The organism is Bradyrhizobium sp. UFLA01-814, assembly GCF_046718885.1.
Lineage (GTDB): Bacteria > Pseudomonadota > Alphaproteobacteria > Rhizobiales > Xanthobacteraceae > Bradyrhizobium > Bradyrhizobium elkanii.
In genome coordinates this window covers 1-14,032 of the sequence record NZ_JAQOSR010000200.1, presented here as the reverse complement: position 1 = coordinate 14,032, position 14,032 = coordinate 1, and the positions used below count along the sequence as shown (strand labels likewise).

Sequence of the window (14,032 nt, the reverse complement as noted above, 5' to 3'; positions counted from 1 at the left end):
GGAGGCGGCTCAGTTGGCGGCCTCCTGGCGGATCCTTAACGACCCGATCTCACTCCGCCCAGCAAACTGAATTTTCCTTTCCTGCCGAAGCTCATCTATTTGGAGCGCCAGCAGCTCACGCGGCGGATGACGCAGAAGCGCTTTGTCCGCCTCACCAACGGCTTCTTAAAGAACCTGGATCCAAATCGCGGCCGTGAGCCGTTAAATGGCGCGATATAAATTCTGCAGCGTACAGAGCCCCCCGCGGACCACACCGGCGGTTGCGCTTGCCTCAGAGAGAGGATGCAAGCTGAGGCCGGAGTCTCCAGTGAGATAGATCGTCATCCGATGAGAGGCCAGCTCACGCAAAATGATGAGCGCAACGGTCGAGGCCCCGGCAACGCCGAAGAAGCCGTAGTGCGCCGCGTCCAAGTGATTTGTTCGTGCCCGGTCCAGACTGGGCGCCTTGGATTGTCAGGGCGGTGTCCTCGTTCCTCAACAGCAATGGAAAACGGCCCCAGCCCCCTACGGAGAGAAACTGGGGCCGATGGCCGTCCAACTCTTCGTCAGAGTGCGACTTCAACCGCGCTGGTCGCCCTCGCTCCTGCTGCCGCCTCGTACCCTGGCGGCCTACGCTTTGCCTACTCGGCTCGATCCTGCAGCCCGGTTTGCCGCTGCGCATTTGTTAAGATTATGGTGGAAGGCCGGCCTTTCGCAGGCCATCAACCAAATGTTCCAAGTCTTCGGCGCGTTTGAGAATGGATACCTGCTTCTGGGTCCCGCTGATGCTGTATTTTGGATTCAGGCGCAGAACCTCGCTTGCCTCTGCACGAGCATCTTCTATTCGTCCCAGTTGAGCGTACGTCGCGGCCAAGAAGGCGTGGCCATACTGGTGATTGGGCGCGCGGCCAATCGCTTCAGTCAACCAATGTTGGGCATCGTGGTACTCTTTGAGGTGGTAGTGAGCTACGCCGGCCATCAACGGCGCAAAATGTGGATGGAATGGATCAAGGCGCATTTGCAGCTTGGCGATGGCAATAGCTCTTGTCGGCTCTCCCACCGAGTAGAATATTTGCGCAAGGCGGTAATCCGCGAAATTGGGGTTTAACGCAAGCGCTCTTTCAGCAGCGGCAGTCGCTGCGTCGAAGTCGCGCCTCCGGACAATGTTATAGCCCAATTCAGCATAGGCTTCGGGCAGGCTCGGATTGAGCGCAATTGCCGTGCGCGCCAGTTTGATGGCCAGATCAAGGATAGTCGGGCGCAAATATTCATCATTCAGGGGATTGAGCCAAGCCACCCGGTGCGTGCTGGCCAGCATTGTATAGCAACGGGCATATTTCGGATCGATGGCCAGCGAATCTGCAAGGTGACCTCGTGTCCTCAATAATTCCGCCATTTGCCACGAGGACTGAAACGATATCCAGGCAGCAGATGCGCGCATGTAGTGATCATAGGCCTGCCAAGTCGCGGGCGGCTTGAGCAAGGTGCGCTCGGCTTCCGCCATGTTGACATGCGCGACCAGAATTGCGGCGATCGTCCGCGCCACGTCGTCCTGGATCGCAAATACATCCTTCAACTTCTGGTCATAGCGCTCGGCCCAGCGGTGGACGCCACTTGCAGCATCAATCAGCTGTGCCGTGATCCGAACTCGGTCAGTGCCCCGACGAACGCTACCCTCCAGAACATAGCGCACGCCGAGTTCTCGACCCACCCGACGCAAATCAACCGCTCTGCCCTTGTATCGAAAACTCGAATTGCGGGCGATCACGAACAAGTCGGAGAAGCGGGACAACTCGGTGATAATGTCTTCAGAAATTCCATCCGCAAAGTACTCCTGCTCCGGGTCGCGACTCATATTCTCAAAAGCCAGGACAGCGACCGATGGCTTTTCGGGAAGCGCAAGCGCGGGTCGCGCCAGAGCGTTGCCGAACGAAACGCGATAGACCCGCACCGGCCGCGCGATGTTCTTCAGTTGATGCTCGCCACTATCCTCGAATTCGACGTCAAGCTTATCCTGCGTATCTTCTCGCACGCGTTGCGACATACAGATACCGCCCGGCTCGCAAAGCGCCTCGAGCCGAGCCGCAACGTTTACCCCGTCGCCAAAGATATCGCCGCCTTCGATAATGATGTCGCCGGCATTGATACCAATGCGGAACTCGATCCGTTTCTCGATTCGCACATCGGCGTTTCTGGTGATCATGCCACGCTGTATCGCGACGGCGCATCGCATCGCGCCGACCACGCTGGCAAACTCCACTAAGATTCCGTCGCCGGCGCTTCTGATGAGCCGCCCGCCGTGCTTTTCGATCTCGGGATGGGCGAGCGCGGACAGATGTTCGTTCAGCCGGGCGTGCGTACCCTCCTCATCAGCACCCATTAGGCGGCTGTAGCCGGCCACATCGGCCACGAAAATAGCACTCAGTCGCCGTTCGACGCGGTCTGCGGCCATAAAAGCCCGCCCTGATCCGATCCGATCTTTAATCAAAGTCTATTGTCAGAACCATGAAGTGTCTATCGCACTCCAAACACCGGCGTAGGCCCCGCCAACCCGCGTACGAGATCGGCGAGATCGACCTCGGTATCGAATTCTGCCTGTTTTAACGGCCAACCGCGCGCGATTCACGGACGGATGGGCGCGCCCGCAGTGTGCCGGAGAGCGCCAGGCCGGTCAGATGACGTTCTTTCGGAGGTTGCGGCCTTGAAGGGCGCGTGGTCCAGTTGTCTTTGACAATCGCGATACTGGTCGAAAAAGGGATCAGCGCATGACGAGACTGACGCCGCTAATTCTCGCCGCGCTTGTGATGCTCTCCAGTCCCGCACTGCCAAATGATGGGCAGATTACATTGGTTGTGGGATTTGCGGCAGGGGGAACCTCTTCAACCGCAGCCAGAATAATTGCTGAAGCAGCAGAGCAGATTACGGGAACCTCGACGATCGTGGAAAATCGACCTGGCGCGGGAGGGGCGATAGCGGCGGATTGGGTACTTCGGCAAAAGGGGGCTCGGACACTCTTGTTCATGTCCTCCACGTCGTCGCTCAGAACGTCTCCTCAAAGCGAGCTTGTGCCCATCGGAATTTTGGCGACCTTCTCATACGTTGCTGCCACGAGAAACGACGCTGCCGCGCATCTTGCTGACTATATGAAGAAAGCCTCGCGCGAGGAGAAATATCGCACCGTAGCCACCGCAGGCGCCGGGAGCGTTCCCCATCTCATAGCTACAAAACTTTTCAACGACTACGGAGTGCCGATGGTGCACGTGCCCTATCAAGGGTCGGCGCCGGCAATCCTCAGTGTCCTCGGGGGGCACGTCGCGGTCGCGGTTGTTCCTTTTCCAGACTTTCTCCCGTTTCAAGATTCGCTTCGCATTCTTGCGCAAACCGGCAGCGGGATTGAAACGGAAGGATGGGTCGGCATCCTCGCGCCGCCGGAAACATCAGCGGAGGAAGTCGCCCGTCTCTCCGAGATCTTCCGGCAAGCATCGGAGCGTTCTCAAGAGAAACTGCAAACTCTCGGATTTAAGCATGCATGGCGATCCGGTGTTGAGGCACGAGCGATGCATGAGAAAGACCACGCCCAGTGGGCGCCAGTACTTAAAGTGCTCGGAATTCTACCCTGACACAGCCGCAACAAATCATGACGTGACTAAGGGTTTCAGACCCTGTCGCAGCGTCGATTCAGACGCTTCGCCATCTTTTCCGCGTTCGGCAAGCCCATGTTTGGGCGCTGCCTCGAGCACCCATCACGGAGCCGTTGCACGGATGAAGCACGGACCAGATTGCGGCCTTATCAGGGCGGTCCGGGCACTAACGGCGCTTTGATCCTTTCTGGACCGTCTTGAGAGCTTGATTGACGCCCTTCAGCGATTCATTGACACCCTTCAGCTGCGCTTCCAGGGCATCCCTGCGCTTCTGTAGGTCCTTCAGCAGTGCTTTCCTTTGCGCCTCGGTCAATTCCTCGAAGTCGATGAGATCCACTGCAAATCTACACATCGCCGCCTCCAAGTGGCAAAATTAGATTTGATCAATTCCTTGTCCAATACGCGGCTAAATTGTTGACAATTTCTAGTGGAAAATCAAGCTGGATGATACTCGGATCGAACGAATTTTGGGCGACCTTGCGCGTGGCAGGACACCGGCGCAAAGCCTTGCCCTCTTTCCCCGCCTTGGTGCGACTGACCTGATCGTTTCAAGGATCAATCAATCGGCCAAGCTGCGCGTTGGGGTTTGCGGCCGCATTGGCCAAGATTGCCGTGTAATCGGCAGTCCAATTCTGGACGGCGTTTGGTTCGAATAAGTCGTCCTTACGCCCGCATATGCCGGTCATCCCAGACGGCGTGTCCTTAAGCGTCATCGAAAGCCAGGCCCGATCGATCGGCATGGCAGACCGTTCTTCCTGGTAGCCGAACGGCCGAACCGACAGATCAGGCAGCTGGAGCGCGCGGCGGAATGCAACTTGGAGAACGAAATAAACTTGAACGAGTGATGCCGGGCATAAGCCGGTTTCTTCGGCTAGTCGGCTGCCAATGAGATCGAAGGGAAGTTCTTGTCTGGCGTAAGCCTCCAAGACCGCCTTGCGCACGCGACTAAGCGCTTCGCTGAAGGTTAGATCAACATCTAGTTGGGTGCGGATGATCGTCGTGTTCGCGAACGGCCCGATCACGCGTTCTGTCCAAAGTTGAGGCCGATTGGCCATCAAGGTCGCTACGCAAATGTCGTTGCGCTCGCTCCGGAGCAACAGCAAGGTCTTGAAACCGGCGAGTAAACTCATGAACAGAGTTACGCCCCGATCACGGCTCATGGTGCTCAACTGCGTCACCAGATGGTTCGATATTTGAAATGGTTCCTGAAGAACGCGCGAGGTCAATTCACCTCCAACGCTGCTTTTCGGAGCCGCAAATGGAGGTGAGGCCTTGTCGAGGCACCGCTTCCAATAAACGAACTGTCTGTTCGCCTCCTCGGTGCTGGACCACAAACGCTGCCAGCGAGCGAAGTCGGTAAACTGAAACGATGGTTTGGGCAGCTGCGGCTTCGCACCGGCAATCGAAGCGGCATAGATCTCCAAGAGCTCCTCCATGAAGATTGCCATCGACCAGCCGTCAATGATGATATCGTGCATGACCAGAAGCAAGACGTGGTCACTGGCGCCGAGCCGGAAGATATAGGCCCGGAACAGCGGCGCATTGTTCATGTCGATCGGCTCCAAGGAGCCCTGCTCGGCTTCCAACTTCGCCCGTGCCAGCAGAAGCTCCTTTGTCCGGGGATCTGCGGTAGGCGCCGCGGCTGTATAATCCTTCACGCTCAGGATTGATCTGACATCGACGTCCGGGACGATGCGAGCGAGCGGTACGTCACCCTGCCAGATAAACACCGAGCGCAGCATGTCGTGCCGACGCACGAGCCCGACGAGGCTCTGCTCGAGCGCGGGAATGTTGAGTCGGCCCTGCAATCGATAAGCGAACGGCAGGTTGAACTGGGGTAGTCCGGGTAGTTTTCGCTCGATGCGTAGCATGCGCTCCTGCACGATAGACACCGGCTGTGGGCCATCTCCATCGCCGCGCGATATCTGCGTTGGCCGATGGTGGTCCGGGCGTGGTAAGGAGCCGGCGTCCTCCTTTGATGATTCAAGACGAAGCGCAAGAGCGGCAACCGTCGACGAATTGAAGATGTCCTCGAATGACAGGGTGATGCCGAAGCGCTCTTCCACACGCAGAACCATCTGCGTCATGGCAAGTGAATCCACCCCGAGCGCGAAGACATCCTGGTCAACGCCGATCTGATCGATGTTCAGGATGTCCTTCCAGATACCGGCCAGTTGACGCTCCAATTCCGAGCTGGGGGCAACTGCCTTGCCGCGGTCCTGGACTGGTCGATCCTTTGAAAAGGCGGCCGCAAGTTCATTGCGCTTGATCTTCCCGCCAGCGCCTTTCGGGATATCCGGCACAATCAGGATGAGGCCAGGGGCCTTAAACCCGGCCAGGCGTCCTCGGGCAAAGTCTCGGAGACTTTGTACACTCACCTTTGCGTCCTGACGCAGCACAATAGCGGCGGCGACGTCCGCGCCTAGTCGCTCATGGGGGACAGGGAAAACAGCGGCTTCGATCACAGCCGGGTGGCTCAGCAAAGCGCTCTCTACCTCGGCGGGGGCAATCTTCTGCCCGCCCTTATGGATGATCTCCTTGATGCGACCGACGATAAAGAGATACCGGTCGGCGTCCAGGTATCCGAGGTCGCCTGTCCGGAACCAGCCGTCCTGAAATGCGGACGCAGTAGCGGCGGCATCATTGCCGTACCCCCTGGTTATGGTGGGACCTCGCAGCGCGATCTCTCCGCGCTTGCCGGATGGCAAGCGACGGCCTCCCCTGTCCAGTATCGCGATCTCGGGGCCGGCCGGCCGACCGACTGAACCGCGCTTTTGCCGCTGCAAGGGATTTGCAGCGATCTGGGTGGCAGCCTCCGTCATGCCGTAGGTGTCGATAACGGGAACACCAAACAACGCCTCCAGTCCGTCGAGCACTTCCGACGGCAGAGACGTCGAGGCCGAACGAACGAGCCGCAAGGAGGACCGCTGCGCGGCCTGCCTGTAGGGATCCGCCGCCGCCAATAGCGCGCGATGGATTGCCGGTACCGCCGTGTACCAGGTTGGTCGAAATTCCGTCAGCCAGCCAAAGAACGCTGTTGCATCGAAGCCGGACGGACAGACCGCACTGGAGCCTGCCGCAAGCGCGGCCAGCAATCCGGATATCAAGCCATGCCCATGAAAGAGAGGCAGCACGCTCAGCAATCGGTCTTGCGCCTCAAGCTCCAAGGCGGCGCCAACATTGTAGGCCGACAGACAGACGCTCGCATGGGTCAGAGGGACCGTTTTGGGCCGCGACGTACTGCCTGATGTCATCAGGATGAACGCGTCGTCAGCGCTGGACGCAAACTCGCCGTCGGCCAGCCTTTCCGTTGCTGCATCGACAACACTGAACGCGCCGGCCCCCTGGTTAGGCCGCATCGACACGTCGATCACGGGCACGCCCTGGATGCGGGCGGCGCGTCGGCTGGCCGTATTCAGTTCAGCGTGCGTCAATAGCGCTGCGAGGTGCAATTCGCCAAAATAACGCTGGTATTCATCACAGGTAAAGCCGGGATTGAGAGGCACACAAACCGCGCCGGCAGCAACCGTGATCGCCGCCACTGCAGCCTCTGGTCCGCCCGAGAACACCACCGCGACCCGGTCAGTTCGGCGCACGCCGATGTTCCGCAGCCCAAAAACCACTTCGTTTGCCAGCGTCCACAGCGCACCATACGTCATCGGCAGGCGTGCGGGCGCCAGAATGGCGTGGCGCTCCGGCGCATTGTTCGCATGTTCGGCGAGGAGATCTCGAATGCACGCAAACGGGTGCCTACCGGCGCTCTTGCGCGCGGTACCGTCCTGCAATTCCCTGATGATATTCGACAACGCCGCTCCCTCTCGTCGATGTCACTCCGTAGCTGCGCTGTTGGAGTCATCTTCCAAAGCCCATCAAACACATTGAAGGGCGGAATAGCGGATAACGTCGTCCGGCAATCGACCGCAGGCACCTCGGCTGCGCTCAAGCAGGTTCGTCAATCTATATGTATCCAAGCTGCACGTATTTGGATACCTATAAGTCTACAAAATCAGCCACGAAGAGCTGTGAAATTCAGCAAAACGACCCTTCCTCGCTAAGTCAACGACAAGGATTCCGAGCGGACTTGAGTGACCAATTCCGATGCCGCCGACGACGATCCGATCGCTGAGATCCTCGGGCGCGGTCAGAACGGGTTGATCGATCCGGTTCTCGCTGGCCATGTGTACTGTGCGTTGCTTTCCGCGCCGTCCAGCGCGTCGTTGAGCTGTTCACTGGCTCTATTCGGCTTGATGAGCTCGGCGGCGAAAGCTGCGACGCCGCGGCGCACTAGGTCGTGCCCCTCATCGTGCCGGGTAATCTTGGTCTCGACGAGAATCTAATCCAGTAGCGAGACGTCGGTGGTCGAGGTGACGACGTCGGCGATGGTTGTGAGCTTATATCGGTCGTAGCGCCAGCTCTCCTAAAGAAAGCTCGTTGATCCGCTGACTCGGCCTTAAGGACAGCTCGCTCAAGAGCCGCGGCCGCGCGCTCGTTCCTGCGCCATATGCGTTAGCCCAACTTAATCCCTGACAAAATCAGTTGCGACCGAGTTGGCTCATGCGAGCGATATCGATGCTTGCTACCCGCCTTCGGATCTGTTCAAGCGCGGCGCGGCGAGGAGGCTCGTCGATGAGTTGCGGTGCCTCGGGATGAGTTATCGCACTATAGCGCAGTTCGGCAGCATCGAGCGCAAGCGCAGGCTCCCAGCTTTCGAGCCTGTGTTCGACAACAACCTGTTCCAGGTGTTCGAGCAGCGGAATGGCTGTCGTGACGAAGCCGGTGTCGATGCAAAAACGTGCTTGCGCAAGTCGGCCGATGAACCGGCCACGTTCCGAGGTCATCCCGTCCAACACACTTGACAGCTTCTTGAATGCGGCCTGCGGCTGTCCAGCATCGATGAGCCTGTCTGCCTCGGCAATCTTTGCCTCGACAGGATCACACCGCTCCGTTTCCCCCACGGCGAGCCAGGCGCGCGTTTCCTCGTCGGCGTACGGCCGGCCGTCGTTGAACTGACAATCCAGGATTCGTGGATAACATCTGGCCAGCAAGGCGACTGCCGCGCGCACAGCCGTAGCAGCAGGCTCAAATAATGGCCCCATTTTCTCCAGAGCATTTGCAGCGTGCCGGTGAGCATCGAGCCAGAACGGTTGGGTCCAGACCAACTCTTCGGCCATATTCACGACTGCGCCGTGCTGATCGGCCGCAACCTTCGCCTCAAATGCGCAAATTTCATCGCCGGGCGGCAACATCGTCGTGCGGCCACCCATATCGGGCGGCAGTTCGTCAAAGCGCATCCACGAGCCAACGCGATTGAGCAGATAGACTTTCGGGTCTGCGGGCGCGACGACGCGCCGGGCGGCAGCAGCTTGCCGTAGCATATTGAGCAAACGGTCGATCAAGCCGGCCCAGTCGCCGCCGGCACCGATCGATCCAATTGCCGCTTGAGCAGCCTCGACTGGAGGGGTGGACTCCACCGGCGCAGCGACCGCTTGCTCGTCAGCTTGGGCCACCTCAGCCACCCGCTCTGCTGCGGCGGCGATCGCGTGCTTGGCTTCTTCGTAATGCGATTTCAGCGCCCTGAACAAATTCTCCAAAGCGACCTGCTCGTCGGTAAGCTTCTGGCTGAGCAGGCGAGCAAGATCATCGAGGGCATCATAGGCGTCGAGCACAGCGGGATAATCGGCTTCAGTCGGGGCATTCTCGACTATTGTCAGCCTCAGGCGACCAACGAGCCAATCGATCGCGCCGGCCCGCGCGCGTTCCTGCTTGACCGGTGGAAAAAGCTCCTCCCAATAGGCGTCCAACGTGCAGCGCAGAACGCCCAAGCCGACGGCGAGCCCTTGATAGCCTTCGGTACGAAACAGGCCGTAGGTCGCCCAGCAGGCGACCAGAATGTCTTTTGACTGCTTCGACAGGATGTCGAGCGACAGCACAACGACCGTCCGCCAATCAACCGCAAGCGGCCCGTCGGCGTCCATGCGTCGCACCTCAGCTTCGAGCCGTTCGAATTCAGCCGCCTCACGTATATTGCTGCCGGCAGGTGCTGGGCCCGGCACCGGCGCAGCGCCCAGTTGCACGCGCGCATCAATGTCGGCACGAACCGCAATCCAGTAATCGATCATGGACACAAAGCCATGCAAGAAAATGCATTGCGACCGATCGCGGCATTGGCACGGTCGGCTGCGCATCCGCCGCACAAAATAAACCAAAAGACGACAATTTTGTAAGCCACCGCTGCCACTCCTGCAGGCGCTACTGGAGCTCATTCCTATTTGAGTCCTTCAAGCCTTATGCCAATGGCAATAGCTTGGTTTGTCGAAACTATATGCCTAGCCACGAGTGTCATGTTCCCGACAGCATGTGGCAAGTCCGACATCAGAGACGTTGGTCTCCTGATGGTCGGTTAATCACCGCCCCGCAGGCGCGGATTTGTCCAATACGGAGCCTCTAGTTCATCGCCGGGACACCTCCAGTCCTACATCACGAACGAAGGAAATCGCCCGAGCCATCCCGTACCCAAACTGGCAACCACGTCGACCGGAGCATGCTTCTTTGGCCAAGCAAAGCCGGTCTCATCGAGGCTCCGGCCGTTTTCTGACGGGCCGGCTATGTCCTACGCGGTCGTGGCAAGCTTGCAATCGCCTGGCGGCAGCTCGTCCGCACTCCATTGCAATGTTGAGGCGTCCGCCCCGGACATCAATCATAAAGCGACGCCACCTCGGCTATGACCGTGACCACAGCGTCGGCATCAAGCAGGTCAACCATAGGCTAGTTCAATGTCTAACCGGTTCGCGCTGTCTCCGCGACCTCGACCAGTTCCGACGGCGACAGCGAGACCTTTGGGCCGCCGGAAGGGCGAAGCCCGACAAGAACCGCAATCAATTAGCGGCCACTGGATAAGCTGACCATCGCGAGTATTCCGGAAAGGGAGGTGGAGACCGCACCTGACGGCGTTCGGCATTCGTACACACAAAGTAACTGGCCTCGCTCCTGCCGGAAATGGTAGGGGGGCCCCGCTGCGCTTTTGGATATTCTTTGCCTATTCGGACGAGAACCCCTTTCCGACGGAAGCATCCGGCAACGAAACCATGCGATTGAAGTCTTGCAGAGATCATGAGCTCTCCAGAGAGCCAAGACTAAGGAGGCGGCCATGAAAACGCTCTTGGAAGCACGCGGAGACGAAGATGCGTACAGCATTCCGTTGACCAATTTGGATGTAAGCGAAGCAAAGCGCTTTGAAGATGACAGCATATGGCCTTGCTTCGAACGGCTGCGAAGAGACGACCCCGTTCACTACTGCCAGGACAGCCCATACGGTCCATATTGGTCGATCACCAAATACCGCGATATCGTGGAGGTCGACACAAATCACAAAATATTTACGTCAGAGCAAGGCGTGACAATCGTCGACGTGCCCGAGGAGCATTGGACTCCGAGCTTCATTAAGATGGGTCCTCCTAAACATGCCGAACAGCGCAACACCGTAAGTCCGATAGTCGCACCGGACAATCTGGCGAAGCTCGAAGGATTGATCCGCCGTCGTGTCAAAACGATTCTGGAAGGCTTGCCGCGCAATGATCCCTTCAACTGGGTGGATATGGTCTCGATTGAGTTGACGACGCAGATGCTGGCCACGCTGTTTGATTTTCCATTTGAGGACCGGCGGCTCCTGACGTACTGGTCGGACATAGCCGTCACAACACCGAAAATGGGCCACGCCATCGACAGCTGGGATAAGCGAAGCGCAATCCTGTCCGAGTGCTTGGACTATTTCACTCGGCTTTGGAATGAGCGGATAAATGCCGAGCCGCGCCTTGATCTCATTTCGATGATGGCGCATTCATACGCGACCCGGCAAATGGAGCCACGTGAGTTCCTCGGAAATCTCATTCTCCTGATCGTGGGCGGGAACGACACCACGCGCAATTCGATCACCGGAGGTCTGCTGTTCATGAATCAGCATCCGTCCGAGCTACAAAAGCTACGGGATAACCCCAGCTTGGTGTCGAGCGCTGTGTCCGAGATTATACGGTATCAGACACCCATCGCGCACATGCGCCGCAACGCCACCACTGATGCCATCATGAGGGGCAAGCAAATCAGGAAAGGCGACAAGGTCGTCATGTGGTACATCTCCGGTAACCGCGACGATGAGGTGATCGAGGATGCCAACAGATTCGTGATTGATCGCAAGAACGTGCGTCAACATCTTTCGTTCGGATTCGGCATCCATCGTTGCGTCGGTCGACATCTTGCGCAGCTGCAGCTGAAAATCCTCTGGGAGGAGATGCTGAATGCACGCTTGGAGGTCGAGATCATTGGCGAACCGCAGCGAGTTGCGTCCAACTTCGTGCACGGTTATTCTGCACTCCCTGTCCGACTCATAGCCTAGGCTGTGATTCCCGGAAATGAGGAATGGCCTGCAGGGCAGAACCTTTCGGTGTCCTTTTGACCAGTTTCGCCACTGCAAGCGGACCGGCGCGCCCCGCTGAAGGTTGCCATCGCGCTAGCGGCGGTACCTTTCGACTAAACTCGCATTGCCCCACGAGCCTGCCTTCGTATGGCGCATTTCCCAACGGCCTGGAAACGTGCAAGCCCCGCCCTCCTCGGGCGTAGGATTACGCGCAGGCGTTTCGCCTCGCGATGTCAATGATCTGCTTAGCGAACTTGGTTGGGGTCTCTGGGTCCTTGGGCGTCACGGTCGCCTCAGAAAATCATTGCCAAAGCGATCCCGAAACTCCTCAAATGTCTCCTCAAATCGGTCGAACCCCTCCTTCTTCATCTTAGCGGCGAAACCGACGCTTCGCGGGGTCCCCTTCAGAGCTGCCCAGAAATAATCGACCATTCCGACGGCGTCGCGCTCCGTCATACGGATAATTGTTAGCCTGATGCCCTGCTTAAGGCTGTTAGAGGCAGTCGGTGACACTAAAACCGGGTCGAAGACATGCTCATGGAGATAATCCATGATCTTCTGTTCTTTGGTGCCGAGCGCCTTGGTCATCCCTGAAATATGCGACGTTGACGGTCAACATTCCAGTAGCAAAACAGCGCCGCAATCAAACTGACCACTGTCAGCAACAGGGTGTTTGCCGGGCCGACGAAGCCTTTTTCAGTGACGGGCAGCCGCAAGCCTCGAAACCTGCACGAGCAGGTTTTCCGCCACCGAGGCTAACTGAATTCTTTGCGCTCGAAACGACCCAAAACGACCAGAGCCTGTTGAAGCTTGTTCATGCGGCGACCCAGCCGCTATTTCGTCCGGACATAGGCTCCGTATGTGCCGTAACACTGATAGCCAGCACGGTTCTTGTGGGGCCGCAGCGTACTGTCGTGGGTCTTGCGCTCGAACAGCTTGCCGCAGACCGTGCAACGAAAGACATAAGTGGGGCCGCTGCTTGACGCACGTGATCGACGGCGCGTTGAGGCTCGCGGCAGCACAAGGCCAGCAGGCCGTGACGTTAGAGGGATCGACTGCGAGCCTGTCGGCGTCAACTCGATCGGATAGCGTGGCGAGAATGTTGTCTGCGTCTGCGAAACTCCCAGAATGCTGTCGAGGCGATAGCTGCGCGGCTGACCGCTATCTGCACGAACTGCCATCAACAGAACATCGCCCGCGCGGGATCGCCGCAAGGAATAGACTTCGATTGCGCGAGTGGATCGCTTGCCCTGTTGGTCGCGATAGTCGAGATTGACCAGCAAGCGGTTGGCGGCGGCAAAACGAATGGTCTCAATGAAGGTCTGGCCATGTGATCCCGGCGGAAGACTGACGATCCGCTCGCGGATCGCTTCGGCACCAGCACCACCGAGAGACTCGTTGTGAGTCCGCGCCTCAAGTAGAAAACCCCGGCATCGCTGCCGGGGTTTTCGCATTTTTTGGTTCCGGTGACGGGGCCGGGTCAGAAGTCCATCCCACCCATGCCGCCCATGCCACCACCCGGAGGCATCGCGGGCACTGCAGTTGGCTTCTTCGGCAACTCGGCGACCATGGCCTCGGTGGTAATCAGGAGCGCCGCCACGGAGGCAGCGTTCTGGACTGCGGTTCGCACGACCTTGGTCGGGTCGATGATGCCCTTGGAGACCAGATTGCTGTACTCGCCCGTCTGCGCATCGAAGCCGTATGAGTACTGCGTCTTCTCCAGGACCTTGCCGACCACGACCGAGCCGTCTTCACCGGCGTTGATCGCGATCTGACGGGCCGGCCAAGACAGCGCCTTGCGCACGATCTCGACGCCGGTCTTCTGGTCGTCGTTCTTGGTGCGCAGGCCCTTGAGCGCTTCAGTGGCACGCAGCAGAGCGACGCCGCCACCCGGCAGGATGCCTTCCTCGACAGCCGCGCGGGTTGCATGCATCGCGTCATCAACGCGATCCTTGCGCTCCTTCACCTCGACCTCGGTCGCGCCGCCGACGCGGATCACCGC

Annotated in this window: 10 protein-coding genes; 2 read left to right on the top strand and 8 right to left on the bottom strand. The window is 58.7% G+C overall.

What is annotated here, in order from left to right:
- Positions 1-670: 670 nt before the first annotated feature.
- Positions 671-2,431 (bottom strand): adenylate/guanylate cyclase domain-containing protein, encoded by a 1,761-nt coding sequence (locus PMN64_RS37405; protein WP_411784378.1) that lies wholly within the window; start codon positions 2,429-2,431, stop codon positions 671-673.
- A 313-nt stretch (positions 2,432-2,744) separates the two neighbouring features.
- Here PMN64_RS37405 and PMN64_RS37400 point away from each other — a divergent pair, with 313 nt between their 5' ends.
- A complete protein-coding gene (locus PMN64_RS37400; protein ID WP_411784377.1) occupies positions 2,745-3,599 on the top strand; it encodes a Bug family tripartite tricarboxylate transporter substrate binding protein in 855 nt (284 codons plus the stop codon).
- A gap of 187 nt (positions 3,600-3,786) precedes the next feature.
- Here the strand turns inward: PMN64_RS37400 and PMN64_RS37395 are convergent, their stop codons facing one another.
- From PMN64_RS37395 to tssA, 4 genes are all read right to left on the bottom strand, one after another.
- Positions 3,787-3,957 carry a hypothetical protein gene (locus tag PMN64_RS37395; protein WP_411784376.1) on the bottom strand — a complete coding sequence of 57 codons (171 nt, stop codon included), beginning with the start codon at positions 3,955-3,957 and terminating at the stop codon, positions 3,787-3,789.
- A gap of 211 nt (positions 3,958-4,168) precedes the next feature.
- The gene (locus PMN64_RS37390) at positions 4,169-7,426 is read right to left on the bottom strand and encodes an AMP-binding protein (RefSeq protein ID WP_411784375.1); all 3,258 of its coding nucleotides are present in this window, start codon (positions 7,424-7,426) and stop codon (positions 4,169-4,171) included.
- 192 nt (positions 7,427-7,618) lie between these two features.
- Positions 7,619-7,798: a hypothetical protein gene (locus PMN64_RS37385; protein ID WP_411784374.1), complete on the bottom strand. Its 180-nt coding sequence runs from the start codon at positions 7,796-7,798 to the stop codon at positions 7,619-7,621.
- A gap of 354 nt (positions 7,799-8,152) precedes the next feature.
- On the bottom strand, positions 8,153-9,739 hold the full coding sequence (tssA, locus tag PMN64_RS37380; RefSeq protein WP_411784373.1) for a type VI secretion system protein TssA: 1,587 nt from the start codon (positions 9,737-9,739) through the stop codon (positions 8,153-8,155).
- Positions 9,740-10,767: 1,028 nt separating this feature from the next.
- Here tssA and PMN64_RS37375 point away from each other — a divergent pair.
- Positions 10,768-12,009 (top strand): cytochrome P450, encoded by a 1,242-nt coding sequence (locus PMN64_RS37375; RefSeq protein WP_411784372.1) that lies wholly within the window; start codon positions 10,768-10,770, stop codon positions 12,007-12,009.
- Between the two features lie 303 nt (positions 12,010-12,312).
- Here PMN64_RS37375 and PMN64_RS37370 read toward each other — a convergent pair whose 3' ends face one another.
- The 3 genes from PMN64_RS37370 to PMN64_RS37360 all read right to left on the bottom strand — a co-directional run.
- On the bottom strand, positions 12,313-12,618 hold the full coding sequence (locus PMN64_RS37370; protein ID WP_411784371.1) for a hypothetical protein: 306 nt from the start codon (positions 12,616-12,618) through the stop codon (positions 12,313-12,315).
- A gap of 245 nt (positions 12,619-12,863) precedes the next feature.
- Entirely contained in the window at positions 12,864-13,484 is a 621-nt protein-coding gene (locus tag PMN64_RS37365; protein ID WP_411784370.1) for a WYL domain-containing protein, read from the bottom strand.
- 26 nt (positions 13,485-13,510) lie between these two features.
- The coding region (locus PMN64_RS37360) for a TCP-1/cpn60 chaperonin family protein (protein WP_411784369.1) at positions 13,511-14,032 on the bottom strand (522 nt) is incomplete at its 5' end.

What these genes read in the sequence shown, in the direction of transcription:
- PMN64_RS37405 (WP_411784378.1), bottom strand. Translation starts at nt 2,431, where the DNA reads ATGGCCGCAGACCGCGTCGAACGGCGACTGAGTGCTATTTTCGTGGCC.
- PMN64_RS37400 (WP_411784377.1), top strand. Translation starts at nt 2,745, where the DNA reads ATGACGAGACTGACGCCGCTAATTCTCGCCGCGCTTGTGATGCTCTCC.
- PMN64_RS37385 (WP_411784374.1), bottom strand. Translation starts at nt 7,798, where the DNA reads ATGGCCAGCGAGAACCGGATCGATCAACCCGTTCTGACCGCGCCCGAG.
- tssA (WP_411784373.1), bottom strand. Translation starts at nt 9,739, where the DNA reads ATGATCGATTACTGGATTGCGGTTCGTGCCGACATTGATGCGCGCGTG.
- PMN64_RS37375 (WP_411784372.1), top strand. Translation starts at nt 10,768, where the DNA reads ATGAAAACGCTCTTGGAAGCACGCGGAGACGAAGATGCGTACAGCATT.
- PMN64_RS37370 (WP_411784371.1), bottom strand. Translation starts at nt 12,618, where the DNA reads ATGACCAAGGCGCTCGGCACCAAAGAACAGAAGATCATGGATTATCTC.
- PMN64_RS37365 (WP_411784370.1), bottom strand. Translation starts at nt 13,484, where the DNA reads ATGCGAAAACCCCGGCAGCGATGCCGGGGTTTTCTACTTGAGGCGCGG.